Source organism: Anabaena sp. TISTR 8404 (genome assembly GCF_056847745.1).
The window spans coordinates 2,847,886-2,872,317 of sequence record NZ_CP180578.1; the positions used below are offsets into that span (position 1 = coordinate 2,847,886).

Consider the following 24,432-nt stretch of genomic DNA (forward strand, 5'->3'; position numbering starts at 1 on the left):
ACTAATGGGAAAATATTATTGGAATTGCTTGAATTTATTATTTGCCGATCGCAATAACTCTTGAGCTTTTAAATAAACAGTTGTACCTTTTTCTACTCTTTCTAATTGGTTAATAATACTGTGCAACTGACTAATTACACGATTACGATCTAAATTTTGGGGTTCAGTGGGAATTGAAGCTACTAAGTTTTCGATTTCTCGTTGCGCCCTAGATAAAGCTTGTACAGATTCTGCCTCAGCTTGTCGTCTGATTTTGATCTGACCCAAATTAGTTTCATAAGTTGCTAATAACTTTTGTGCTTGGGCATAACCTACCACATCTTCAGAAGAAATTTGTTTTAACCGATTAATGGCTTCTAACCACAACTTTTCGATTTGTTCCCATTCAGTGAGTGTGTGTGGTGGATTTTGACCAGCTTTTGCTGCTTGCCAAGCAAATTGCTGGGCGGCGGTAATTAAAGCACTGACATGTTCATTTCCTGCTGCTAATCCCACAGCTTCCTTAAAATCACGCTTGTAGCCATCTAGTTGATTTTGAGCAGTTTTTCCGGCTAAAGTTTGGCTAGGAATTTCTGCTAATTTATCTAGTGCTGCACGCCAAGCTGCGATCGCTAACTTTTTATCAGTTATTGTTGTAGCTTGTTGATACTGCTGTTTTGCATTCAATAATGCTTGGCTATTATCAGCAAGCAAAGCTTGAGCATTTTTTTCTTGAAAAACCTTGGCTTCTAGCTGTCCTACTTGACGACGGGCTGTATTGATATCGTAAACGCTGAGTCGCCACTCATACCACCAATATTTATATTCCGGCGAATCGTTAACCAAACCAGTTGGCAAATTGTTGAGATGTGTTTTTGTCTGTTGCAATTGCTGTTCACCCAATGCCAAATCTGCTGCACTAGTCGGTTGTTCAATTAAGTATTCAGCTTGCTCAATTGATGCCAATGCCTGGCGATAGTGTTGTTCCATACTCATGTAACTGGGTAGTAACAAAAACGGCGCATTTTGCACCACAGCCCGGCGAATGATTGGGTAAGGCAAATTTGCCACCCAGACCACACCTGGGGACTTCCAAGAAATAAAATCCCCAAAGCATAATAATGATAATCATTATAGGGGGGTAGGAAGTCACGGCAGCCATCGGCTGCCGTGACTTCCCTTTTTGTAGTAATTTCAATATATGGTTCGAGTTTTGGGGTGTGTTGGAGTGTCAATTGAATTAACTGACTCATTGAAAAGTTTGCTCAAGGAAACAGCTACTCAATTGAAAGGTGCAGCCAGACGACGTTTTCAAGCGCAGACTGTTATGGGATTAGGCTATGGAGGACAACTCATAGCTCAAAACGAGTTGGGATGGGATAGAAAAACCATTCGTAAAGGAATTAAAGAATTAACCAGTGGGATTACTTGCTTTGATAATTATTCAGCTAGGGGTCGATGGAAAGCAGAAGAACACTTACCTTCGTTGTTAGAAGATATTAAAAAATTAGTTGATTCACAGAGCCAAACCGACCCAAGTTTTAAAAGCCAGAGGTTATATACACGCCTAACAGCAAGCAAAGTCAGAAAACTATTAATTGAAAAGTGTGGCTATAGTGACGAACAGTTACCAACTGAAGAAACAATTCGTATCAAATTGAATGATTTAGGTTATAGACTCAATCGAGTAGCAAAAGTTTTACCTCAAAAAAAATTCCAGAAACAGACGCAATTTTTGAACAATTAGCAATAGTTAATCAATCCGCTCTGGATGATCCAAGTATCTTACGTCTTAGTCTGGATGCCAAAGCCCGTGTAGATATTGGCTGCTTTGACAGAGGAGGAAAAAACCGAGTTGTCACAGAAACAGAAGACCATAATTTTCATCCAAAAACTACCGTAACTCCTTACGGCATCTTCCTTCCAGAATTAGACGAACTATTTTTATACTTTACAGAGTCTAATGTAACGAGTGATTTTATTGTAGATGCTCTACAAGATTTTTGGAAGAGTGAGAGTTGGCGATTTCCCACAATAAAAACCCTGATTCTTAACCAGGATAATGGGACAGATAATAATTCTAGACGTACCCAGTTCATGAAACGTATAGTCGAGTTTGTTCATCAATATCAACTAAATATACGGTTAGCCTACTATCCACCCTATCACAGCAAATATAACCCCATTGAAAGAGTATGGGGGATATTAGAAAAGTCTTGGAATGGCAGCATTCTCGATGAAGTTGAAACTGCTTTAAATTTTGCAAAAAACATGACATGGAAAGGCAAACATCCTGTAGTAGTTAAATTAATAACTCAGACTTATGAAACAGGAGTTAAGCTAACCAATAAAGCTATGTCTGCTATTGAAGAACAAATAGAACGTCTGACTAACTCCACAAATGAAAAGTTTCCCAATTTAGGTAAATGGTTTGTTGATATTTGTTGTGGCAGCACTTAATTTCTCTGACTATTTTTAAAGCTTTCAGCTAAAAAAATATCAATATTAATGATGATAATGCACCTGACATTATTTACAGAGTGCAGACTTTTTTATGAGTGTTTTTAGGGGGTGAGAGGCGGTTGCCGTCGGCAACCGCCTCTCACCCCCCTCAGAATGATTATCATTATCTTATAGATATCAAATTATGATTTTTGCTGAGTAATTTATTTCTTGGAAGTCCCCTGCGGGAATGCCAATAAGTATAACTATCCCAATTAGCTTAATACCTATACCTCTTTTTGCTTTGTTATGTGTTTTTTTCTGAGGTGTATTGCTAAGTTGTGCTTGTGCTGCTATTTCCTGTTCTAATTCAGCTAATGTTTTTTGCTTTACTACTTTAGGTTGTTGGCTAATTCCAGCGCTATTTTGAGATTTATTACGTAAAAAATTTTGAGTAATTTTGTGTAAAAAAGTCATATATATATTCAGTGCTGAGTTTAGTATTCCCAAACTCAGCTTCAAATCACAACAATTTGTCGTGGGTTACTGCCACTCACCTTGTAAAGTAAAAGCCGCCCAATAATAAGGTGAAGAGTAATTCTCATCTTCCAACGATTCCAACTGGGCGGCTCGGAGTGCAGCTGCTGGGGTCAATCCCTGTTTCAGAATTTTGGTATAAAATTTCTTCATCAATTCTGATGTTGCTTCATCATCCACACTCCACAAACTCACCAATACACGGGGGCTACCTGCATACATAAATCCCCTAGCTAATCCTACTAATCCTTCGCCTTTAATTTCTTTGCTTAAGCCAGTTTCACAAGCACTAAGAACAACTAATTCGGCGGGGAGTTTGAGGTTGAAAATATCTTGCAGACGCAAAAAGCCATTTTGCAGCATACCTTTTTCGTTAAACAGTGACAGCACAACACCGGATAAAGCTGGGTTTTCGGTATCGAGAAGGCCGTGGGTGGCAAAATGTATTATGCGGTATTCACTTAGTTGAGAACTAGTAACAAAAGCGCGATTAGCGGCAAATCCTAATGCTTGTATAGTCTGAGATTTAGGCACTAAAGCTACAATTGCCTCGGCTTCTTGGCGAGTAAAAGATAAACGCTCAAAAGAGAAATTTGGGTTGATGAATGGAATTTTTTGCTTAGGTAAGGGTTGATGGATAATACTAGTTAAGCGATCGTCATCATTACTAAATACGGCATCTGCTATGACTGCTAAGGTTTTACGAGGAATTTTACGTTCTCTGTGTTCGTGCCTGATTACAGCTAGAGTAGAAGCCGAGGGTAAGTAAATAATTTCATGTTTCTCTAGCAGGGGTTTGATATTTTTACCGGAGGTTTCAGGTTGAGGTAGGGCAGCAAATGGCAGATATTGCAAAGCACCATTACTAACAATAACTAGACGTTTATTACCCAATTGACTAGCGACTGGTTGTAACAGCATTTGACTGAGTTTTTCTAGCACTTCTGAACTACGAAAAGTACCTAAACCAGAACTTGCATCTATTTTGGTGTTGGCAGTAAGTCTGTAATATCGGATTTTCAATAAATAGTTAAATTGCTTAACAACTTTTTCAATATCTGCTCGTTTAGGTAATTCATAACTGCTGATGCTAGTTTTACTAACCGCCCACAAATAACTGCGTTCTTCACCCAAAGAGTATTCCAACAACAGAGTATTATCATCCAACACCTGCTGTTGAATTTCTTTGAGAGAAAGGGGTTGAGGTTGAGTGAGGTCAGCATATTTGGGACTAGTCAATCTAATTTGTGCCTGCACATCTTGATAGTCCTTGAGAAGTGAGGTCAGTTCATTTTCTAAGATTTGTGCTTGTTCTGGTGTGTATTGCCCACTGTTGTAAAGTTCTAAACGGCGTTTTTCAGTTGCATCCAATCGCTGTTGCAAGTTTTTTTCTGCTTCTAGTAGCTTTGGTTTAACACCTTGGCGAATATCAGCGTTAGCTTCCGTGAGTAGTTCCAACAAACTGCGAGAACGATATTTTTCACTTGTTTGCAACGCCAAAGCATCGTAGCCTTGGGTTGGGTATCGTTTGTGCAATTGCATTAATAAGTCATTGGCAAACTGGTAAATTGTTTGCTGCGAGGCAAAGTAAGAGGTACGCAGTTGCTCGTTGGTGATTTTTGTGCGTAAGTTTTCGATTAGCTTGATAGCTGCTTCAATTTGAATCAGGGATTGTTTGAGGTTACCTTGGTTACGTTCTAGATAGGAAATATTATAAAGAGTGATTGCTTCCCCAGCTTTATCCTTCATTTGCTGTCTTAAGGGCAGGGATTGGTTGTAATACACCAGCGCTTGCTGTGTGTTTCCCAATGCGGAGTATACACCGCCAATATTATTGAGGGTGGTTGCTTCACCTGCTTTATCACTTACTCGCCGTGATAAGGAAAGTGAATGGGCGTAATACTTAAGTGCTTGTTGTTTATCTCCTAACGAGTCATACACACGACCGATGTTATTGAGAGTGACGGCTTCCCCAGTTTTATCTCCTACTTGTCGCCTTAAGGGCATTGACTGGTTGTAGTATTTAAGTGCCTGCTGTTTATCTCCCAATCCGTCGTAGATTCGGCCGATGTTATTGAGAGTGACGGCTTCTCCAGTTTTATCTCCTACTTGCCTTCTCAAGGGCAGACATTGATTGTAGTATTTAAGTGCCTGCTGCCTATCTCCTAAGGCATTGTATATACCGCCGATGTTGTTGAGGGTCGTTGCTTCCCCAGCTTTATCCCCCACTTGGCGTGATAGGGCTAAGGATTGGTTATAGAATCCTAGAGCCTGCTGTTTGTCTCCTAATCCATCGTGGACACCACCGATGTTATTGAGAGTGGCGGCTTCTCCGCTTTTATCTCCTACTTGTCGTCTTAAAGGCAGAGACTGATTGTAGTAATTGAGTGCTTGCTGTTTGTCTCCCCAAGCATCGTAGACGCGGCCAATGTTATTGAGAGTAACTGCTTGCCCAGCTTTATCACCTACTTGTCGTGATCGCACTAAGGACTGGTTGTAGTAGTTAAGTGCTTGCTGTTTGTCTCCAAATGCGTCGTAGATACCGCCGATGTTGTTGAGAGTGATGGCCTCACCAGTTTTATCACCGACTTGCCGTCTCAAAGGCAGAGATTGGTTGTAGTAGTTAAGTGCCTGCTGTTTGTCTCCCAACGCGTCATAGACACCGCCAATGTTATTGAGAGTAACTGCTTGCCCGGCTTTATCTCCTACCTGTCGTGATAAGGGTAAGGATTGGTTGTAGTATTTGAGTGCCTGCTGTTTGTCTCCCAACGCGTCATAGACACCGCCAATGTTATTGAGAGTGATAGCCTCCTGGGCTTTATTTACCATTTGTCGTGATATTGGCAGGGACTGGTTGTAGTATTTAAGTGCTTGCTGTTTGTCTCCCAAGGCATTGTAGACACCGCCAATATTGTTGAGAGTCACTGCTTGTCCAGCTTGATCTCCTACCTGTCGTGATAAGGGCAAGGATTGGTTGTAGTATTTGAGTGCCTGCTGTTTGTCTCCCAACGCGTCGTAGACACCGCCGATATTGTTGAGAGTAATTGCTTGCCCGACTTGATCGCTTACTTGCTCTCTCAGAGGCAAAGACTGCTTGAAGAATACTAGTGCTTGCTGTTTTTCACCCAGGGCATCATGAATAAAGCCAAGCTCGTTGAGTGTAATAGCTTGTTGTTTAATATCTCCTATTTTTTGCCAGAGCTTCAAGGCAGTTTCAAATTTGGCGATCGCTTGTCGGAACGATGTTTCTGTGCCGTGCTGAAGCAACTCTTCCCCTTCTTGAAAAATTTTCTCTGCGGTAGTACGGTTGACTTCTGGTGAAATTGTTTGTGGTTGTTGGGCAATATTTAGTGTTTCATAGCCAGCAGCTACATCTAATTCAGCAAAAATTATTATGCTGACTAAGAGAAGGGAAGTTTGACTGAACGCTGCTAAAAATCTTCTTGGCTTCTGGAGACGTTCGATTCTCTTAGTCATAACAGCATTTTTTAGCAATGAAGTTGTAACTGATTTACTATACTTTTAGGTAATGTACAGCTTGTAATTTTTAATAAAAAAAACCGACTTATAAAGAGATTGCATTAGAGGATGTTGGAAAAGTCCTTTTGCCCCTTTTTTAAGGGGGCTAGGGGGAATCAATAAGTGCTAAAAGTTACAGATAAATACTTTTAAAACAATGTCTTAATTTATTTCTATAAAAATAAATCAAGGTTTTCAATCCAAAATCCAAAATCTAAAATCCAAAATTGGTATGAATGGTGAATGCTGCGAAAGGTCGTGTAGGCTTTTGGTAAGGCGCGATTTTCTTGGGCATAGCAGCATTTTTACACAGGTGGTTGTATTTTTGGGAATATACTTCTGTGTGCTGTGATCGTTTGTGTTTTTAATAAAAATTTTTTCTCTCACCCAGAGTCGCAGAGGCGCGGAGAGTTATAAGAGGAAACAAGGTTTTTTACATACGATCGCTCGTTCCGGCAAGAAGGGTGCGATCGCCTTTATCATGTTTCAACATTAAAGTATAAATTTATACTTTTGAAATATAAAATTAAATATTATTGTTAATAATTTCCCAGAGTTAACAAACATAAATTATGTCTATCATCACAAAAACTCCAGAGTGAAAATAACACAGTGATAAGTAGATAAATTCAAAAAATACAATATCTAAAAAATGTAAAATATTGCATACAAATGGCTACAAATACTCCATACGTCGAGACTCAATCTTTTACAAACTATTTCAACAATTGCCTACACTGTTGTTTCAACTACTAGCTGAACCGCTAACCAATGCAGAAGCTTACTGATTTGATTCAGTAGCAGTCAAAGAACCTAACGCTTCGGCTTTGCTCACAGGGCTAAATTTGAAATCGATGGGGTGTTATAAACACTCTCGTTATCTCACAAGGGAACATCGTCTGCCTTGACATCGTGATGTACATTTAGATATGGCGGACGTATTTAACTGTTCATGACATCCATTCTGCTGAATAATCGCTATCAAGTTATCCAAGTACTCGGTGCTGGTGGATTTGGGGAAACCTTTTTGGCAGAAGATACTCACATGCCTTCTCGCCGTCGCTGTGTGATTAAGCAACTAAAACCGATTGCCAATGATCCTCAAACCTATCAATTGATTCAACAGCGGTTTGAAAGGGAAGCCGCAACTTTAGAGTATCTGGGGGAAAGTAGCGACCAAATTCCCAGGCTACACGCCTACTTTTCAGAGAATGGATTATTTTATCTGGTGCAAGAATGGATTCACGGTGAAACTTTAACTCATCTTGTCGAAAGTAAAGGATGCCAAAGTGAAACCACAGTCCGAAAAATTCTCTTGAGTCTACTATCAGTATTGGATTATGTGCATAGCAAAGGCATCATTCACCGCGATATTAAACCAGATAATATTATTCTGCGTGCTGTTGATGGCAAGCCAGTTTTGATTGATTTCGGTGCAGTTAAAGAAACCATCCGGACAGTAGCTATTAAACCAGGATATCCAACGCAATCGCTGGTAATTGGTACGCCAGGATATATGCCTAGCGAACAAGCAATCGGAAGACCAGTTTACGCCACAGATATTTATAGTTTAGGCTTAACAGCTATTTATTTATTGACGGGCAAACAGCCTTCAGAATTACCAACAAATCAACAAACTGGGGAGATTCTCTGGCAGAATGATGCACCGCAAGTTTCGCCGCAACTAACGATGGTGCTGAATCAAGCAATTAAGCCCCAAGCGAGCGATCGCTACAGCACTGCCAGTAAAATGCTTTATGCTTTAAACTCTGCAAGTAATATTTCTACATCCACTACTATCAGTTTCAGTCCAGCTGTAACTGCATCAACTCAGCAAACCCAGACATTTTCTACTCCCCCAAGAATTCCTCCACAAGATTCCAAAAAACCTATCTGGATCTTTGGTGGGTTAATAGTCGCTGGTTTAATTGCTGGGATAGGAATTGCTCGCTTGACTCGTCCGCAACAATCAGAAGTACCTATTGTTACAAATTCTGACTCTCAACCATCTCCTATTCCAACTTTAGAAGCTAATAATCCGCCTGCTGCTGCACCATCATTTTCTGTTACACCTAGCACTCCTCCAGAGTCGCCAATCAATTCTGCGCCTTTATCTGCGAACAATGGCACTACAGAATCTAATTCTGCCAATGAAGCTCCAGTACAAACCGATGAGCAGCCTGTAGTTCCAGATACTAATAATTCGACAACTACCCCAGATACCCAACCTGCTGTAATTCCTACAAGGGAAGCACCTGCGGTAGAACCAGAAAAGCCAGATAACAAAAAAAAAGAAAGTACAACAAGCCGTCCAAGCGTTCCCGCATTTCCCACAGGTACAAACAGAAGCACCGTAGAAGCCACTCTCGGAAAAAAACGTGATTTAAGAGGCTTATGGCGTAATACTCGCGCTGTCACTTATAAATTAGTCCCCAATCAAATCGACTTGGGCTATTTATTCGACCGTAATTCCGGAAAGTTAGTCCAAACAGAGGTAGCTTTTGCTCAGTCAGTAGACCCGGATGTTATGCAAAATACATTAAGTGGACTGCTCAACGGTAGAGTTAATTCACAAATTCAGCAAGGGCTACAACAAATTCAACAGCGTCAGAGAGATGATTTTAGTGCGGATTTAGGTACTGTGAGGATACAAATTGTGCGCCAGTATTGTGACTTTATTTATATCAGTGTTTGGGAAGCAGATTTACATCCGATTGGCAAACCATCGGAGGCGAAACAGTGTTCGTGAAGCAGAGACGTAGCAATGCTACGTCTCTACAAAAAGATGTGGTTCAGATATTTAAAACGGATACACTGGCAATGTGAAGTGGAACCATGCTCCGCCGTTGGGAGTAGAATCTACCCAAATCTGCCCATAATGCGCTCGAATGATACGCTGGCATAAACAAAGACCAATGCCATATCCCTCAGTACCTTCATCTCTTTGTAGGCGGAAGTGATTTTCAAAAATGAGATCACGACTTTCGATGGGAATACCAGGGCCAGTATCACCGACACTAAATTGAACTTTTTGGGTAGTGCGGTGTAAGCCAGCGACAGTAATTTTACCGCCTAATGGTGTATACTTAATGGCATTATCTAAGAGATTCACCAATACTTGGCGGATGCGTTCTGGATCGGCATAGACGCAGGGTAAGTCTTTGGGAATATCTGTTTCTAGTGTTTGAGATTTAGCAATGTAGCGATCGCGCAATTCCTCTAACACTTCTAAACAGAGTTGACCTAGTTCTATTTTTTGAGGTACGATAGGAAACTCTTTATCACTACCCCGACCAACCTGCAATAAATCAGCAATTAAGCGATCAATTATCTTTGTTTGAGTAAAAGCTTGTTTTAGCAGATGTGCGGTCATTGCTGGTTTCAAGCGCTGAAATTCACCTGCTTCTGCATTGTAGTTGGATTGAAGTGTGTCAATAGCGATCGCTGCTGCTGTTAAAGGATTTCGCAGGTCGTGAGCCAGCATTGCTATAACTCGGTCTTTAAATTGTAGCTGCTCTTGAAGTCTTTCTTTTTCTTGCTTCAAATGAAAAATTTCATCTGAGAGTCGGATCAGTTCTGCCGAAGCTGCTACAGAAGTAATAGTAGACTTGGGTGGTGACACCCGACCATTGTCATCTATACGTTCTTGAAAATCTTCTTGCAATTTTAAATAAGCATCTACAGCAGTTTGCCAGCGCGGCCACCAGTTTTTTAGTTGAGCAATGATATTACTTCCAGTAAGAATTTGCCTGGGTTCTGGATGAATTTTGATCAATGCTGGCGTAGCTACCAACTTAAAATGTTCTGCCAGATACGGTTGTTGACCGACATCGATAATTTGAACTTCAAAGTTATACTCAGCCTGCAATTCTTTCAAGTAAGCACGTATTCGCTGTACCTGTTGTCGAGACTGGGGTCTTCCATCGACAAACAGTAATAACTGGAGAGGAGCCTCAAAATAAGTAGGCTGATCCTGGGAAACTTGCATGTAATCGTGTTTCAGCACTGGTAACAACCTGGCGACGCTTTGCAGAAGGTAAAAATGGACTAATGGTTGTCGATGGTCGTTGTTCTTATCAATTTAATATCTATTTTAGATTTTTCATACTCCTATCCGCTCTAGGTTTTTGATGTGAGATGCATTTTTTCACTTTTTGCTTTCTTTTTAGCTAATTTGCTGTCCAAGAAACAACTTACTTGTCAGTATAAGTTCGTATGTAAGCGTATTCACAATGTAGCATCAGAGTTAACTGATGAAAACTTTTATACTAAAACAAGCTAGTTGGTACAGGAATAAGTTGATTTGGCGGCTTTTACTAAGTTGGCTCTCAATGAACTAGATGCCAATCTTCGGGCATTTGTCTGGTGGAAATGATTAACTTTTCCAGCCAAACTATATAAGTTTTACTTAACTATCAGCACTAAAGCTCTAAAGCTTGGTGTAGCTATCAAGCCGATTTTTTCAGAACAGCTTCCCCGTTACTTTAGCAGTTTACTAAGCCATAGTCACAAATGTACTGTTTTTTGGCAACTTTTAGTAAGGATTTATGCAAAATTCCTGAGTACTAAATTAATTGCGATCTCAATAAATTGACTAGGTATGAGTTTAGCAACCCACTAATTGTTGCTGGTGAATCCCAACGAGATTTTTATGCTGTTCTTAACCCTTATATAAAGTTTCCAGATTCATAAACACTAGAGACTCTTTTGAGAGTATGGAAACATGAGCTAGTGACAGCACCAAAACACATCAGAATTTCTGACAAAAGTATCTTCCCCGCTTCTACCACAAAATTTTTCTCTGGAATGCAACAACAGTCATAGCTAAATACTGAATATTTTAATAACTGCGATCGCATTACCAAAGACAGTAGTTTTTGCTTTCACAAATGCTCAGCATTCATTGACAGTAGCGCCGAGTGCATTCGTCCTGATATTTCATTGATAGAACTTGAGAAAATTGCTACCGTGCCTAACAGTTTTACTTAAAAAACCGATTCTCAAAAAACGCAAGTTTATATCCAGTTTTTGGAATTACCTAAGACTGGCTTTTTGGCGTTTTTATATAGTTTAGCCTAACAAACTCGGCTAAATTTTGTCCAGAATCAATGTAAAACCAATCAGTGAGAGCTAAAATTTTTGCTTGTTAGGTGAGCCTAAGTGGGGATGTATTTTTAGTTTAGCATTATGAAGTTATAGTAACTAAATTTTATTTGGTGTATTTTAGGAGAAGATGAGATTTTATTAGATAAATAAAAGCAATTTCAGTATGCCATTACGACAATGCCAAGACAAGAGGCGACTGTCGTCTGTTCTGTAGACTTATAGTAATTGGTGTTTATTAGTCAATTTTTTAAAGATATTTACGTTTCGTAACTTAATTTTGTTTATTACCCTAACTAATTTACTTTTTAATTCATATTCAGTTGTACTTGCTTATTAGCAATAACCAAAAGTTTATTTAGTAATAGAAGTGTTCATACCTAGCCTAAAATTCTATCCAACCAACCTATTGTCTTACCGCTATCAGAATACTTACAGCACTTTTCATCTACATCGGTTACATTAAACTAGCCTCTTGCCTTTGATGCAAATGTACTTTCCTCAACAAGCAATGGTGGATTTTCTGCCTTTGCAGTAGTCGTCGGCTAACCGCTACGCCTCTAGGTAAAAATATTGGGTAATCTAGCGGTGCAACACGAGTCAGACAACTAAGAAGCACCTTGAGTACCTTAAGAACTGTTACCTTTGTCTCTGAGATTTCACCATAATTGTTTATTTACGTGTCTGATTACGAAACTTAGCGGATTATTTGCTAGTCATCCGTTATAGTTTTGCATGGGTTGGACAGTTACATAGCTGTCACATTCGACCCTTTTTAACCAACTATAATTCAGCACATCACAGACACAAAAATGAAATATCAAGGTTTTCATTTTTCTTCCGTAAAAAATATTTTCTCTGTTTCTGGAAGAAACCTTGGATTTAATTTATCCCTAAGAGCCGGACTGACAGTTTTGTTAGTTACTGCAACTGGTTCTACATTATTGATAGGCGCAGCGAATGGAGGTGCTTTGCCAAGTGTTACGGCGCAAGCTCCTGCGACGGCTAAGGTGATTTATGTCAACCCAGCAACTGGTCAAGACAATGCTGGTGCTGGCGCAACAGAAGCAGCACCATACAAAACTATTAGCTTCGCACTCAGTCAAGCTCAACCGGGTACAATTATTCGGCTGGCTCCTGGAACTTATAACCAAGAGGCTGGAGAAACATTTCCGCTGTTGCTCAAATCAGGCGTGACATTACAAGGTGATGAATCAACCAAAGGTCAAGGAGTAATCATTACTGGTGCAGGTTTTTACACCAGTCGGACTTTTGCGAGACAAGAAATTACCATATTGGCTGATAACAATACCACGATCGCAGGTGTCACCGTCACCAACCCGACTCAACGTGGTACAGGTATTTGGGTAGAATCAACTAACCCTACTATCCAAAACAATACTTTTACAAACAATGGTAGAGAAGGTGTTTTTGTAACGGGTACAGGAAATCCTAAAATTGAAGGCAATATATTTGTCCAAAACAAAGGTAATGGAATTTCCCTGGCCAAAGCTGCTCAAGGGGAAGTCCGAAACAACTTATTTCAAGATACAGGTTTTGGGCTGGCGATCGGTGGCACTTCCACAACTTTAGTTGAAGGAAATCAAATCATCCAAAACCAAGACGGTCTGTTTATTTCCGACTCTGCTAAACCTGTACTCCGTAAGAATGTCATTCAAAATAATAAGCGAGACGGAGTAGTTGCAATTACTACTGCTCAACCAGACCTTGGGACTAACGAAAATCCTGGTGGCAATCTCATACGTGGTAATGTTCGCTATGACGTAAATAATGCTACTAAAACTAATACTATCGTTGCTGTGGGCAATGATGTTGACCAGAAAAAAATCTTTGGTCAAGTAGATTTTGTCGCAGCGACAGTTGAACCACCACCAGGAGGCGCTGTTGCCTTTAAAGATGTACCAAGCAATTTTTGGGCAAGAAGCTACATTGAAGCTTTAGCCTCACAAAATATTATTGCTGGCTTTCCGGATGGCACATTTAAACCTAATGAACCTGTAACTCGCGCCCAGTTTGCTACTATTGTCACGAAAGCGCTGAATCCATCAGCAAAACGTAGTGCAATCAACTTTAAAGACGTACCTAGTAATTTTTGGGCTTTCACTGCCATTAGATCTGCTTATCAGAGTCAATTTGTTTCTGGCTACCCTGATGGCACTTTTAAACCACAGCAACAAATTCCGAGAGTGCAAGCATTAGTTGCCTTAGCCAATGGTTTAGGCTTAACTGCCAATAATCAGAATGTGCTTGATTTTTACAATGATGCGGCACAAATTCCTAACTATGCAGCCGGCCCAGTTGCTGCGGCTACTACACGTCAATTAGTGATTAACTATCCAACTGTTAAACAGCTTGATCCTAATCGTCAAGCAACTAGAGCCGAAGTAGCAGCTTTTGTTTACCAAGCACTAGTTAATGCTGGACGCGCCCAACCAATTACCTCACCTTATTTAGTTACAGTGCAGTAAATTTCTCAGCTATTACGCCTTTAAATTACACAACCATTCGTAAGGTTTGTTGACTGCTGACTCTCAACAGTCAACAGTCAGCAACTGAAGGGGTGACAGCTGAGTTAGAAAATCAAAAGCGTCAAGACTAACAGTTTTTTAGTCTTGACGCTTTTGATTTTGTAGTTTTTCTTAAATACAGGGTCTTTATGTATTATTTGACCCTATCTATATATTATGTGTTTATTTTCAGGGTCTTTATACTGGCTGACCCCGTTTGAACATTTTCTAGTTTCTCAGAGTATTTTGATTTACGCTAATTTCCTAATATTTTTTTTATATTTTCTTTCCTTGTATTGCAGATTGTGTCATAAGTTAAAGAAAAATAACCTATGTCAAGGCATGTAAGCCTCAATTCGATGTAAGTTCTGTATTATGCCAATAAAACCTTATCCTGTAAAAAATATATGTGTTATGAACAAACCATTTACCTTTAATTTGAATTATGGGGCTTAGACTGTTTCCTGTTCCCTGTTCCCTGTTGCCTTTTAAGACGTTTTTCCCAACGCCACAAAAAGACCATCAGAGCTACAATGCCTAATTGCAATGCCAAATTAGGTAAAGCGCTATCAAGTTCTCTACCGGCAAGGACTCGAAAAAAGAAGACAAATGCGCCAATAAAACTAGAAGCACCAACACCAATGTAGATAAATTGCCGCAAGCCGCGATAAGGTGCGGCGATTTCTGCTTTTAAACGAGCATATTGTTCTGGATTAAGGCTGGTTTTGGGATTTGGTTCTACCATAGGTAAATAATGCTATAATTTCTATTCGTGTATGCCGATGTGGCTCAGCGGTAGAGCAGCTGATTCGTAATCAGCAGGCCACGGGTTCAAATCCCGTCATCGGCTTTATTTGGTGAAAATTTCACAAAAGCCTTTTAACAGATTAATACAGTTAGCGATCGCTCCTAAATGAGCAATTTCATATCCGTGGGTGTTTTGTGTCGGAAATGCCAAACAAGCAGCACGTCCCACATGACCGAATTTCATGGCAATTGAAGCATCACTGCCAAACCCGTTGAGGATTGCTAATTGTACAGGGATATCTAGTTCCTTAGCAGAACGACACAATTGCATATTCAAGGCTTCATCATATATCCCATAAGCATCTTGAGACAGCAGCACCGGGCTTTCACCATCTTTGATTGGGTATTCCTCAGATAAGGGGCAAATTTCTAACGCAATCAAAGCATCTAATTGCTGATTTTGGGTAAAAAATAGCGCTCCAATTGCCCCGACTTCTTCTTTGGCTGAGGCTACCAAATACACATCACAAGCTGGTTGCTTCAGTGTTTGGGCTAAACCTAAAAGAATAGCAACTGAAGCTTTATTATCCAAGGTGTAACTGGCGATGTGATTGTTTAATCGAATGGGATGTTTGCGATGCTTACCAACTACCATTCGCGTTCCTGGTCGAATACCTGCGGCTTCTAGTTCTGTGGTGGTGCGTTTGGTTTCAATCCAGGCATTTTCCCATTTTACAGGTGTATCTTCTTGCTGGACTTTTTGTGGTGATTCGTGGGAAACATGGCGAGAACCAAAGCTAAGGATACCAGAGATAGTTTCATTGTCTCCGAGTAAATCAACAACACCTTCGCCGTACACCCAAGGATAAGCACCGCCAAGCTTGCGAACTTCTACCTTACCTGCATCGCCGATGGTTTTGACAATTGCCCCAATTTCATCTTTGTGAGCTGTAATAGCGATCGCTCTACTAGCGTCTTGACCAGGAATTTTAGCAATAATATTATCAGCGCGATCGCTCCAAACTTCTACTCCCAGCGCGGCAAATTGCAGAAGCAAAAATTGATTAATCTCCGCTTCTGCACCACTAGGAGAATGGTGCATGACTAATTCTTCAATAATCTTAAATAGTTGCTCGTAATCCCACATTAATTAAATAAGTAATCAGAATAAAGAATTCAGAATGATTCGACCAAAGACAAAACTTTGCTTGTCAACAGTGACTTACTTTACCATTAATTTAATTTATTCTGAATTCTAACTCCTGGCTTCTTTTTAACCGATATTTGTACTTACCATCACACGTCATCAAAATAATATGCAAGCAATATCTGTACCAAAACCAAACGCACCGCAACCGCCAACCTTTAGTTCTATGGAAGAGGAACGCCTGCACCGTAAACAGCGATTAGCAGCAGCATTGCGTTTATTTTCCCGTTATGGTTTTGATGAGGGAATTGCGGGTCACATCACAGCACGCGACCCAGAAACACCAGAACACTTTTGGGTCAATCCTTTTGGGATGCACTTTGGTTTAATTCGTGTCAGTGACCTGATTTTAGTCAACCAAAAAGGTGAGGTAATTATAGGCGATCGCCCAGTTAATCGAGCTGCTTTTGCGATTCATTCCCAAATTCATGCAGCTAGACCTGATGTAGTAGCAGCAGCCCATGCCCATTCTATCTATGGTAAAAGCTGGTCGAGTCTTGGTCGCCTGCTTGACCCCCTCACCCAAGATGCTTGTGCTTTTTACCAAGACCACAGCTTATTTGATGACTATACAGGGGTGGTGCTTGACCCCCAGGAAGGGCAGCGTATTGCCCAAACCCTCGGCAAAAATAAAGCCATCATCCTGAAAAACCACGGTTTACTTACCGTTGGACAGTCGGTTGATGAAGCTGCTTGGTGGTTCATTGCAATGGAACGTTCTTGCCAAGCGCAGTTACTGGCTGAGGCCGCTGGCAAACCTAGTCCAATTAAACATGAGTCTGCTGAGATAGCACACACTCAAGTTGGTTCACACAATCTAGGCTGGTTCAGCTTTCAACCGTTATATGAGATGATTGTGCGTCAAGAACCTGATTTATTGGAGTAAAAGCCAGCTTTTTTTGTTGGCGCTTGAGTCTGGCAAATGCAACCACAGCACTAAGTGTCAACAACCCTAAACTAGCAGAAGGTTCGGGAACAGGTGTTGCTGACTGTCTTAATTGTTGAAAGGCGTAATTTCCTAAGATTTGATGAGCAGTGGTTGTAGGATGCTGATTATCCCAAAATAAATGCTCTGCTGGGTTATTACATAAAGTTGGAGGAGTCGCATTAAGGTCGAAACAAGGATTTTCTGCATCAGTAAACCCTAATGCTTGGGGGTTGCTGAACAGAGAATAAATATCCAACCCAATAACATCTAGGTCTAAAAGAGGATTTTGGTCAAACTCTTGAATAATTTTTGATAATCCGGCATTATGTGCCAGAGTCAGTTCACTGAGTCTTTGAGATTGTCCTAACCTCCGCGCTACAGGTGTAGTCCCTAAATCTGGCAGATTAGGTACTAAGACTGTTTTCGCACCCAAACTTACCAGGGCTTGCAGTGCATTCGATAAATTCCCTAAAGTTTCGTCAGGGGTGAGACGTTGCACAAAGCTACCTTGAGTTGGAAGGTAATCATTTGCACCTGCCCACAATATATAAAGTGCATTTGAGTCAACTGGAAGCTGACTGCTATTTAGTAAACTTTGGAATGCTCCAATCTCCTGCGGCAAACCTGGTAGTCCTGCCAATTCTGGAAAAGTTAGAGAAAGGGTATTGTCAGTTGTTGTAGTAGCTCCGCCAAAGGCAAAGTTAATGCCACCTGTTGGTGTAGAACCTTGAGTAACTTTAATGAATGGAGTTGGTGAATCTAAATTTAATTTTTCGGCAAGTTCGTCTATCCAAACTGGGCCATTAGAAAAACGTCCTTCAAAGTATGGTGGTGGCGGAAACTCGACACCAGGGACAGAAGCTGATACAGCATTGTATACATTACCTGTGTCTGTAAGACTATCACCGAATGCGTAAATGCCACTAAATTGAACAGCTGAAGCCTTCAGAGGCAGAATAACTGAAAATGCGACAAATCCTGCCGTTAAAAGCTGTTTTTTCATTCTTATTTTAAGCCTGTGTTGTTTGTGATTGTTGTAAAATTTAATTATCAAAAATTACTGCTTTTAACCGGAATTTTACATAGCACAGCCTAATTAATCAAGAGCAGAGCCATAGTAAGATTTAAGTAGTAATACTATCTAATATGCCTAAATCACTGCTAAGTAAAAACCGGATACACAAAACATTTATCGTATTTTTAGAATTACACGAGTTTTAAAAAGCTATCTTAAAACTTGTATCAGCAAAATTAGCAGGGTAAATATTACTTACCTTGCTTGATCATTCGTAGTCTTATTTGGCAAGATTGGTATTATGTAGGCGATCGCTTTAACTTCAAAGCATCTGCTGCTGATACTCCATCACCTAGAGTGCCGAAATACCACAACGCCGCAGCCGCCTCAGCACGAGTCACTGGTTTTTTCGGTTGAAACAGCGTCGTATAACCAAACACCCGCCGAATATTTGATTGTTCTGCACTTTGGAAATCAGCCAATATTGCCCGTAACGCCTTCGGGTCAATTTTTCCTGCATCTTGGAAACCCCAAGTTTGTTTAACTGCATCTAAATTTGCCGTCGGTAAAGCTTGGCGAGTATCCAAAGGTACTTTCCACAAAATCATTTGCTCCCTTGTGAGGGGTGCATCTGGACGAAACAAAACTGCGGTTGAGTCTCCCGACAAGGGACTGGGAATTAAACCAGCTTCAGCTAATCCTTGAATCGCCGGAAAATCTGGGTCTGTTTTTGCTACATCACTAAAAGCTGGTTGCGTACTTTCCGCCGCTAAACGTATCTGCTTGGCGGAATTGTTCGCATACATAGCATTGTTAGCTGCAACTAACCAACGTGCATATATTCTTCGGGTGATGATTTTACCCGGTTCAAATAAAGTTGTTGTATTAGAATTAGCCTTATTTGCTGGAGATTCAACGGACAAAACACCCAATGCAGCTAAGTCTTGAATATGTTGACGTAATTCTTGTGGTGCTTTGTTGAGATCTGAAAATTCTCCAGATGCAGGTATAGTTGCCGTAGTAGTTGAATTATTAGGCGTAGTGTTTGGCTGTGTTGCAGAGTTTGTCGGTGCTACTGGGCCAATAAACTGCGGATCTCCAGGTTGCGGCGCATTATTATTCGTTGACGGGGATTGTGCTGTCTCAGTACTATTTGGGACGTACTCAATTACTAAACTAGTAGCTGTTTGTGGTTGATTAGGTGCAGCATTCGTCACTGATTGAGCTTGAATCGTTACATTTAAGAGCAAATCATTGCGTCGCGCTTCAAATGTACCGACATCATCTGTTGGTTGTTGTAAGATTTGCCAGTTATTATCCTGCAACTGGCCGCGATAAAAGCTAGTGATAAAATTGCTGGGATCGGAACTCAACCAGCGCGTTGATACTTTATTATCTGAGCCATTAGCAGGTGTAACTTCCTGAAGTTTGGCGTTTTGATATAACGGGATCTCTTTAGGAAAATCAGCAGGTAACTGGACTGTGGGTTCGTTCTGTGCTGGTGGTTGTTCGCCTTTACTAGCTTCTCCAAACACAACTGGGTTGTTTTGCAGCCTGGGATCTGCCGCTAAAGAATCTTCCAGATTTTTGGCGGTTGGAGTGTTGCTACAGGCTGTTATGGAGGTAAGTAAAACAGCCAGACTTAATAAGGCGGCTGGACGTTTGCAGGGAAGCACAGGCAGAAATTTATATTACGTGTCCTTTTCTACCCTAGCGCAGACTGGCGAAAGTTCACCTTTGGTTAAAGAGTTTAGATTTGCTTAAGCTTAATTAATATAGTAAATTTACTGGTATTAATAATATCCATTTAAGTGCTGTTCTGTAATTTTATGGCTTTCTGTGAATTGAAATCGCCCAGTAGTGTTGTTAATTCAACAGATTAACCCGAATGAAACAGCAAAAAGCTCGACGTAGCCGAGGGGTAATTTTAACTCGTCAAGGCTGGGAGAAATTTCGAGATGCCAAAATTCAAGCCGAATTTGATGAGAATGCTGGAGATAGCTTTTCTTTAGAAGAATTAAGCGATCGCCCACATCAACTCCATCATCAAAAATGCAATCGCACAGAAGTGGCTCAACAAAAATTTTTGTGATTTTGCTAGTAAAAACTAAAGGGAAGCACTGTAAGAATGCTTCCCTTGAAACTTGCTGCTTCGGAGCAAGTATCCCAAATTGATTTGATTTTAGTAAGCTAAAGTTTCTAAAGTTTCTCTTAAATATTTTTGTACTTGCTGTTCCAGGCGCAGCCCTTGTAATTGGGCATGGCGTTCTAATTGCCAGCGTTGGAAACCGGAACTGGTAGCGATCGCACATTTAAGGCTATACCAAATTTCAGTATCAGCGGGATATTGGCGATTACTAGCAGCAGGAGTTGGAGTCATAGTCCCTTATTCCTCAACTTTAACAGTTATGGCAGTTTTCGTTTTGAGTAAATACAAAGCTGCCTGTACGAGACAGTGTATACTCTGCGAAATATTGATCAGTTTCCGATTTTTAGGGCTGCTGCGAGTTTCTATTGATCCCGATTAAGGATTGAAACAACCTGGGTAAAATTTGATTAACTTGCACCCCTAAAATAGTGAAATCATGCTTGATTTTTTCTAAAGATAACGGTTCTAGAGCAGCAAATTCTGTGTCATTTGTCACTAAAATTCGTGCCACACTCACAGGAACTTGTAAAAATAAATTACTGGCTAAAAAAGCTAAAGCCGCCAACAGTAACCCTAAGCCGCGCCACTGTGGCAAAAAGCTGACTAAATGTTGCACTTGGGGAACAGCCTTGTAAAGCTGCCACAGCACTACAGTTAATATTATTGCTGTTACCAGCGACAACACACGGTTGAACTTAGTATTAATTAAACAAAGTATCTTACGCTGTTGTTCGGTCAGATTTTCGGGTTTGAGAGCTATTCCTAAAAGAGAATATATATAAAATGGACGACGTAGTTGCATCCATAACAGTGGGGTAACACCAATGGTGGCTACTAATAATAATTCTCCCCACACTGGTAAAAGTGGTTCACCTATAGCTAAGAATAATAAACACAAAACCAAAAAAATTGGTAGTGCCGCTAATCCAGCAATGTGAATCCACAATATAGGTTCAGAGCGAAACGATGACATAGAGAAAGTTTTGAGTGCTGAGTGCTGAGTGCTGAGTTTTTTATTTTAAGTTTTTAGTGTGGAACTAACTTATTTTCAGTTCAACACACTTAAACTTTTTTGAACTCAGCACTTAGTGTTAACCACTATCTTGTCAAGGTAAGAGTACGGCGCTTAGTAACCATCTGGTAGGCTTCAATGATGTCGCCTTCAACCCAGTCATGGAATTTGTCTACGTTAATACCGCATTCATAACCGGCATTGACTTCACGCACATCATCTTTGATCCGTTTGAGGGAGTCAAGCACACCTTCGTAGATGACTTTACCGCCACGGCGGACACGCAGTTTGCAGTTACGCACTAACTTGCCAGATTGCACATAACAACCAGCAACGGCTCCCTTGCCAACTGGGAATACAGCACGGACTTCGCACTGACCAAGAGGTTCTTCCACCAACTCTGGTTCCAACAGACCTTCTAAGGCTCCTTGGATATCTTCGAGGAGTTTATAGATAATGTTATACTCCCGGACATCTACACCAGCCTCATCAGCAGCTTGTCTTGCGCCACTGGCGTAGGTGGTGTTAAAGCCAATGATGACTGCGCCACTGGCAGCAGCTAAGTCAATGTCTGTTTGGGTGATTTCCCCAGCCGATGCTAACAACATCCTGATTTGCACTTCGTTTTGCGGGATTTGCTTGAGTGATCCCACGATCGCTTCTACAGAACCTTGCACATCGGCTTTCAAGATTAAGTTGAGTTCTTTCAACTCGCCTTCTTGTGCTTGTGCAGACAAGGTTGTGAGGGTAACACGTCCTTGCAACAGTCGTGATAGGCGTTGTTTGTCGGCGCGATCACTGGCGATAGAACGGGCTTCTTTTTCGTTCTCGAAGACCTCGAATTCATCACCTGCTGCGGGTACATCACTTAAACCCAACACCTCAACGGCAAAGGAAGGTGAAGCTGCTTCCACTCTGCGGCCACGGTCATCGACCATTGCTCGAACTTTACCAAAGGCTGAACCAGCAACCAGCATATCTCCGACGTGCAGAGTCCCGTTCTGAATTAGCAAGGTAGCAACGGCTCCCTTGGCTTTATCCAGGTGTGCTTCAATTACGGTTCCTTTCGCCAGGCGATCGGGGTTGGCAGATAGTTCTCCGACTTCTGCTACCAACAGAATCATTTCCAGTAGGGTATCTAGGTTTTCGCCCTTAATTGCACTTACTGGAACCATAATGGTCTCACCGCCCCATTCTTCTGGAGTTAGACCATATTGGGTGAGTTCTTGTTTAACTCTGTCTGGTTGAGCGCCTTCTTTGTCAATTTTGTTAATTGCCACAACAATTGGCACTTCTGCGGCTTGCGCATGGCTGATGGCTTCCACTGTTTGGGGACGCACACCGTCATCGGCTGCCACTACCAAAATGGCTATGTCTGTCACCCTAGCGCCCCTTGCCCGCATTGCGGTAAAGGCTTCGTGACCAGGGGTATCTAAGAACACAATCTGATGGGGCTTACCTTCATGTTCTATGTCCACATGGTATGCACCAATGTGCTGGGTAATTCCACCAGCTTCCCCGGCTGCAACTTTGGTTTTGCGAATCGAGTCGAGTAGGGTTGTTTTACCGTGGTCTACGTGACCCATGATTGTCACGACTGGCGGACGACGAAGGAGATGTTCTAAATCTGCCACGTCGATCATTTCTGTGACTTTCCGCGCTTCTGCTTCTGGTTCGGCGGTTTCAACTTCTACTTCTAGCTCTTTACCTACTAAGGTAATGGTCGGGATATCCAAATTTTGAGTAATACTCACCGCCATACCTTTGAGGAACAGGATTTTCACAATCTCTGTATCCGCAACCACCAATTCGTTAGCGAGTTCTTGCACAGTCATCGGGCCTGTGACCACGATTTTTTCTGGACGCTCGCGTTTTGGCTCGGCTTCTTGACGACGATTTTGTTCACCGCGATTAGAGCTAGTTTTCTTGCCTCTAGTAGTTGGTGCTGCGATCGCTGTGGCAGTTACAGGTTGTGCAGGTCGAGCTGCTTTTGGTTTGGGAGGACGAGCAATAGAAAGACTTGCCTGGATAGTAGCCGGGATTTCTAGACCTTCTTCATCTAGGAAATCATCATCTTCAAAGTCATCATCCAGGATTGGTTTGACCCGCTTACCTTTGGGGCCTCCTTTGCCAGCTTTCTCTTTAACTTCGTCAATTATTTCTTCTTCTTGCCACTTCTTCCCACCTTTAGCTAGACGAGGCGGTGTTGGTCGTTTTAAATCTAAGAGTTCTGGAACGACAGCCTCATCATCAACTCCGATTTTTGCTGTTGCTCCAGCAGCTGGTCGGCTAGGCGGAGTTGCCAGTGGCATTGCAGCCACTTGTTCTGAGGGACGTACTGGCCTTTGAGGACGTGGCCCATCTCCTGAGCCTGGGGCAGAAGGTCGGTTTGTCCGCTGCTCTGGTTTGGCAGGCCCTGGGGTCGAACGACCCTGTTTCGGCACTGGTGGAGCTTGTGGTGCTTCTGTTTGAGACTGAGATGGTTTACCAGCCTTAACTGGTTTGGCTTGGTCGCGATCGCGTTTCAGGATCGGTTTTTCTGCGGAACTTGCCTGAGTACTAACGGAGGGCTTTTCTGCCTCTGGTCTTGCAGGTGGTGCAGATAATTGCGGTTTTTGGGGTTTTTCCGGCCTTGGCTTATGCGAAGGCGCTTTTTCTGGTTTTTGGGCTGCTATATTTTCTGATACCTGCGTATTCGGTTTTGGGGTTGCGTCTGTGACAGCAGGTGCTTGTGAGTTCTCAGACTGATTCCGGGGTACAGGTCGGGTTGGTGCCGTCGGCTTCATGGGTGAGACTGGTGTAGCGAAGGGCCGTGGAGGTGCTGGAGAATTGACTTCAGACGAAGCAAATTGATTATTAGCAACTGATGCCTCTGGGGCATTGGTGTTAGGATTTCTCAATATTTTGGGTTTACGAATTTCCAAAATTTGTTGTTTGTGTGATGGTGGTGCAGGCCGGCTATGAGAGCCAGTTTGGTGTGAATTTGGTTTGTGAGTGGTTGTTCCTAGTTCTCTTTTGGGTGTTCCATTCGTTACTGCCAGTTTTTCGGCAGCCGTCCGGATACGTTCTGCCTCTGATTCTGAAATTGTGCTGCTATGGCTTTTGACCGCAATATTGAGCTGGTCGCAAATTGCTAATAGCTCTTTGTTATCCAAATTCAATTCCTTTGATAATTCATAGATTCTAACTTTGCCGTTGTTCATCCACTCTTCCCCTTTAATTGACAGTTTTTTGGCGGATGGTTGCCTGGAAGTGCGACATCTCCA

General features: G+C 41.6%; 16 protein-coding genes, 1 tRNA gene and 1 pseudogene. 7 read left to right on the forward strand and 11 right to left on the reverse strand.

What is annotated here, in order from left to right; genetic code table 11:
* Window positions 1-15 precede the first annotated feature (15 nt).
* Entirely contained in the window at window positions 16-1,050 is a 1,035-nt protein-coding gene (locus ACMX3D_RS12360; protein ID WP_482751702.1) for a hypothetical protein, read from the reverse strand.
* 163 nt (window positions 1,051-1,213) lie between these two features.
* Here ACMX3D_RS12360 and ACMX3D_RS12365 point away from each other — a divergent pair.
* A protein-coding gene (locus ACMX3D_RS12365; RefSeq protein WP_482752268.1) for an ISAzo13 family transposase occupies window positions 1,214-2,439 on the forward strand; the annotation gives its coding sequence in 2 pieces (ribosomal slippage) (window positions 1,214-1,694 and window positions 1,694-2,439; 1,227 coding nt in all).
* A gap of 180 nt (window positions 2,440-2,619) precedes the next feature.
* On the opposite strand, the gene ACMX3D_RS12370 is transcribed toward ACMX3D_RS12365, so the two are convergent.
* Both ACMX3D_RS12370 and ACMX3D_RS12375 read right to left on the reverse strand, forming a co-directional pair.
* Window positions 2,620-2,898 carry a hypothetical protein gene (locus ACMX3D_RS12370; RefSeq protein ID WP_482751703.1) on the reverse strand — a complete coding sequence of 93 codons (279 nt, stop codon included), beginning with the start codon at window positions 2,896-2,898 and terminating at the stop codon, window positions 2,620-2,622.
* A 66-nt stretch (window positions 2,899-2,964) separates the two neighbouring features.
* Window positions 2,965-6,435, reverse strand: coding sequence for a CHAT domain-containing tetratricopeptide repeat protein (locus ACMX3D_RS12375; protein ID WP_482751704.1), 3,471 nt, complete (start codon window positions 6,433-6,435; stop codon window positions 2,965-2,967).
* Window positions 6,436-7,166: 731 nt separating this feature from the next.
* Between ACMX3D_RS12375 and ACMX3D_RS12380 the strand changes: the two are divergent.
* Together ACMX3D_RS12380 and ACMX3D_RS12385 are read left to right on the forward strand one after the other, a co-directional pair.
* Window positions 7,167-7,262, forward strand: a pseudogene (locus ACMX3D_RS12380) (DUF2887 domain-containing protein); the annotation flags it as partial.
* Window positions 7,263-7,429: 167 nt separating this feature from the next.
* On the forward strand, window positions 7,430-9,226 hold the full coding sequence (locus ACMX3D_RS12385) for a protein kinase domain-containing protein (protein ID WP_482751705.1): 1,797 nt from the start codon (window positions 7,430-7,432) through the stop codon (window positions 9,224-9,226).
* Window positions 9,227-9,277: 51 nt separating this feature from the next.
* Here ACMX3D_RS12385 and ACMX3D_RS12390 read toward each other — a convergent pair whose 3' ends face one another.
* Window positions 9,278-10,483, reverse strand: a complete 1,206-nt coding sequence (locus ACMX3D_RS12390) for a histidine kinase (protein WP_482751706.1) — start codon at window positions 10,481-10,483, stop codon at window positions 9,278-9,280.
* Window positions 10,484-12,392: 1,909 nt separating this feature from the next.
* Between ACMX3D_RS12390 and ACMX3D_RS12395 the strand changes: the two genes are divergently transcribed.
* Complete coding sequence (locus ACMX3D_RS12395) at window positions 12,393-14,069, forward strand: DUF1565 domain-containing protein (RefSeq protein ID WP_482751707.1); 1,677 nt, start codon at window positions 12,393-12,395, stop codon at window positions 14,067-14,069.
* Window positions 14,070-14,541: 472 nt separating this feature from the next.
* Here ACMX3D_RS12395 and ACMX3D_RS12400 read toward each other — a convergent pair whose 3' ends face one another.
* Window positions 14,542-14,853 (reverse strand): DUF3493 domain-containing protein, encoded by a 312-nt coding sequence (locus ACMX3D_RS12400; RefSeq protein ID WP_482751708.1) that lies wholly within the window; start codon window positions 14,851-14,853, stop codon window positions 14,542-14,544.
* A gap of 33 nt (window positions 14,854-14,886) precedes the next feature.
* Here ACMX3D_RS12400 and ACMX3D_RS12405 point away from each other — a divergent pair.
* A tRNA-Thr gene (locus ACMX3D_RS12405) sits at window positions 14,887-14,958 on the forward strand.
* Here ACMX3D_RS12405 and ACMX3D_RS12410 read toward each other — a convergent pair.
* Entirely contained in the window at window positions 14,959-16,002 is a 1,044-nt protein-coding gene (locus tag ACMX3D_RS12410) for a M42 family metallopeptidase (protein WP_482751709.1), read from the reverse strand.
* Window positions 16,003-16,171: 169 nt separating this feature from the next.
* Between ACMX3D_RS12410 and ACMX3D_RS12415 the strand changes: the two genes are divergently transcribed.
* Window positions 16,172-16,948: a class II aldolase/adducin family protein gene (locus ACMX3D_RS12415; RefSeq protein ID WP_482751710.1), complete on the forward strand. Its 777-nt coding sequence runs from the start codon at window positions 16,172-16,174 to the stop codon at window positions 16,946-16,948.
* On the opposite strand, the gene ACMX3D_RS12420 is transcribed toward ACMX3D_RS12415, so the two are convergent.
* Both ACMX3D_RS12420 and ACMX3D_RS12425 read right to left on the reverse strand, forming a co-directional pair.
* A complete protein-coding gene (locus ACMX3D_RS12420; protein ID WP_482751711.1) occupies window positions 16,890-17,993 on the reverse strand; it encodes an SGNH/GDSL hydrolase family protein in 1,104 nt (367 codons plus the stop codon). The genes ACMX3D_RS12415 and ACMX3D_RS12420 overlap by 59 nt on opposite strands.
* A gap of 311 nt (window positions 17,994-18,304) precedes the next feature.
* On the reverse strand, window positions 18,305-19,681 hold the full coding sequence (locus ACMX3D_RS12425) for an S-layer homology domain-containing protein (protein ID WP_482751712.1): 1,377 nt from the start codon (window positions 19,679-19,681) through the stop codon (window positions 18,305-18,307).
* A gap of 212 nt (window positions 19,682-19,893) precedes the next feature.
* Here ACMX3D_RS12425 and ACMX3D_RS12430 point away from each other — a divergent pair, with 212 nt between their 5' ends.
* Window positions 19,894-20,097 carry a hypothetical protein gene (locus ACMX3D_RS12430; RefSeq protein WP_482751713.1) on the forward strand — a complete coding sequence of 68 codons (204 nt, stop codon included), beginning with the start codon at window positions 19,894-19,896 and terminating at the stop codon, window positions 20,095-20,097.
* A gap of 90 nt (window positions 20,098-20,187) precedes the next feature.
* Here ACMX3D_RS12430 and ACMX3D_RS12435 read toward each other — a convergent pair whose 3' ends face one another.
* The 3 genes from ACMX3D_RS12435 to infB form a co-directional block, all read right to left on the reverse strand.
* Complete coding sequence (locus tag ACMX3D_RS12435; protein ID WP_482751714.1) at window positions 20,188-20,385, reverse strand: hypothetical protein; 198 nt, start codon at window positions 20,383-20,385, stop codon at window positions 20,188-20,190.
* Window positions 20,386-20,497: 112 nt separating this feature from the next.
* On the reverse strand, window positions 20,498-21,127 hold the full coding sequence (locus ACMX3D_RS12440; protein WP_482751715.1) for a low-complexity tail membrane protein: 630 nt from the start codon (window positions 21,125-21,127) through the stop codon (window positions 20,498-20,500).
* Window positions 21,128-21,252: 125 nt separating this feature from the next.
* The gene (gene infB / locus ACMX3D_RS12445; RefSeq protein WP_482751716.1) at window positions 21,253-24,369 is read right to left on the reverse strand and encodes a translation initiation factor IF-2; all 3,117 of its coding nucleotides are present in this window, start codon (window positions 24,367-24,369) and stop codon (window positions 21,253-21,255) included.
* Window positions 24,370-24,432: the final 63 nt, after the last annotated feature.

Bases quoted from the DNA above. Each gene is read 5' to 3' on its own strand.
- ACMX3D_RS12415 (WP_482751710.1), top strand. From the start codon at position 16,172: ATGCAAGCAATATCTGTACCAAAACCAAACGCACCGCAACCGCCAACC.
- ACMX3D_RS12420 (WP_482751711.1), bottom strand. From the start codon at position 17,993: ATGAAAAAACAGCTTTTAACGGCAGGATTTGTCGCATTTTCAGTTATT.
- ACMX3D_RS12370 (WP_482751703.1), bottom strand. From the start codon at position 2,898: ATGACTTTTTTACACAAAATTACTCAAAATTTTTTACGTAATAAATCT.
- ACMX3D_RS12430 (WP_482751713.1), top strand. From the start codon at position 19,894: ATGAAACAGCAAAAAGCTCGACGTAGCCGAGGGGTAATTTTAACTCGT.
- ACMX3D_RS12385 (WP_482751705.1), top strand. From the start codon at position 7,430: ATGACATCCATTCTGCTGAATAATCGCTATCAAGTTATCCAAGTACTC.
- ACMX3D_RS12400 (WP_482751708.1), bottom strand. From the start codon at position 14,853: ATGGTAGAACCAAATCCCAAAACCAGCCTTAATCCAGAACAATATGCT.
- infB (WP_482751716.1), bottom strand. From the start codon at position 24,369: ATGAACAACGGCAAAGTTAGAATCTATGAATTATCAAAGGAATTGAAT.
- ACMX3D_RS12375 (WP_482751704.1), bottom strand. From the start codon at position 6,435: ATGACTAAGAGAATCGAACGTCTCCAGAAGCCAAGAAGATTTTTAGCA.
- ACMX3D_RS12410 (WP_482751709.1), bottom strand. From the start codon at position 16,002: ATGTGGGATTACGAGCAACTATTTAAGATTATTGAAGAATTAGTCATG.
- ACMX3D_RS12440 (WP_482751715.1), bottom strand. From the start codon at position 21,127: ATGTCATCGTTTCGCTCTGAACCTATATTGTGGATTCACATTGCTGGA.
- ACMX3D_RS12435 (WP_482751714.1), bottom strand. From the start codon at position 20,385: ATGACTCCAACTCCTGCTGCTAGTAATCGCCAATATCCCGCTGATACT.
- ACMX3D_RS12395 (WP_482751707.1), top strand. From the start codon at position 12,393: ATGAAATATCAAGGTTTTCATTTTTCTTCCGTAAAAAATATTTTCTCT.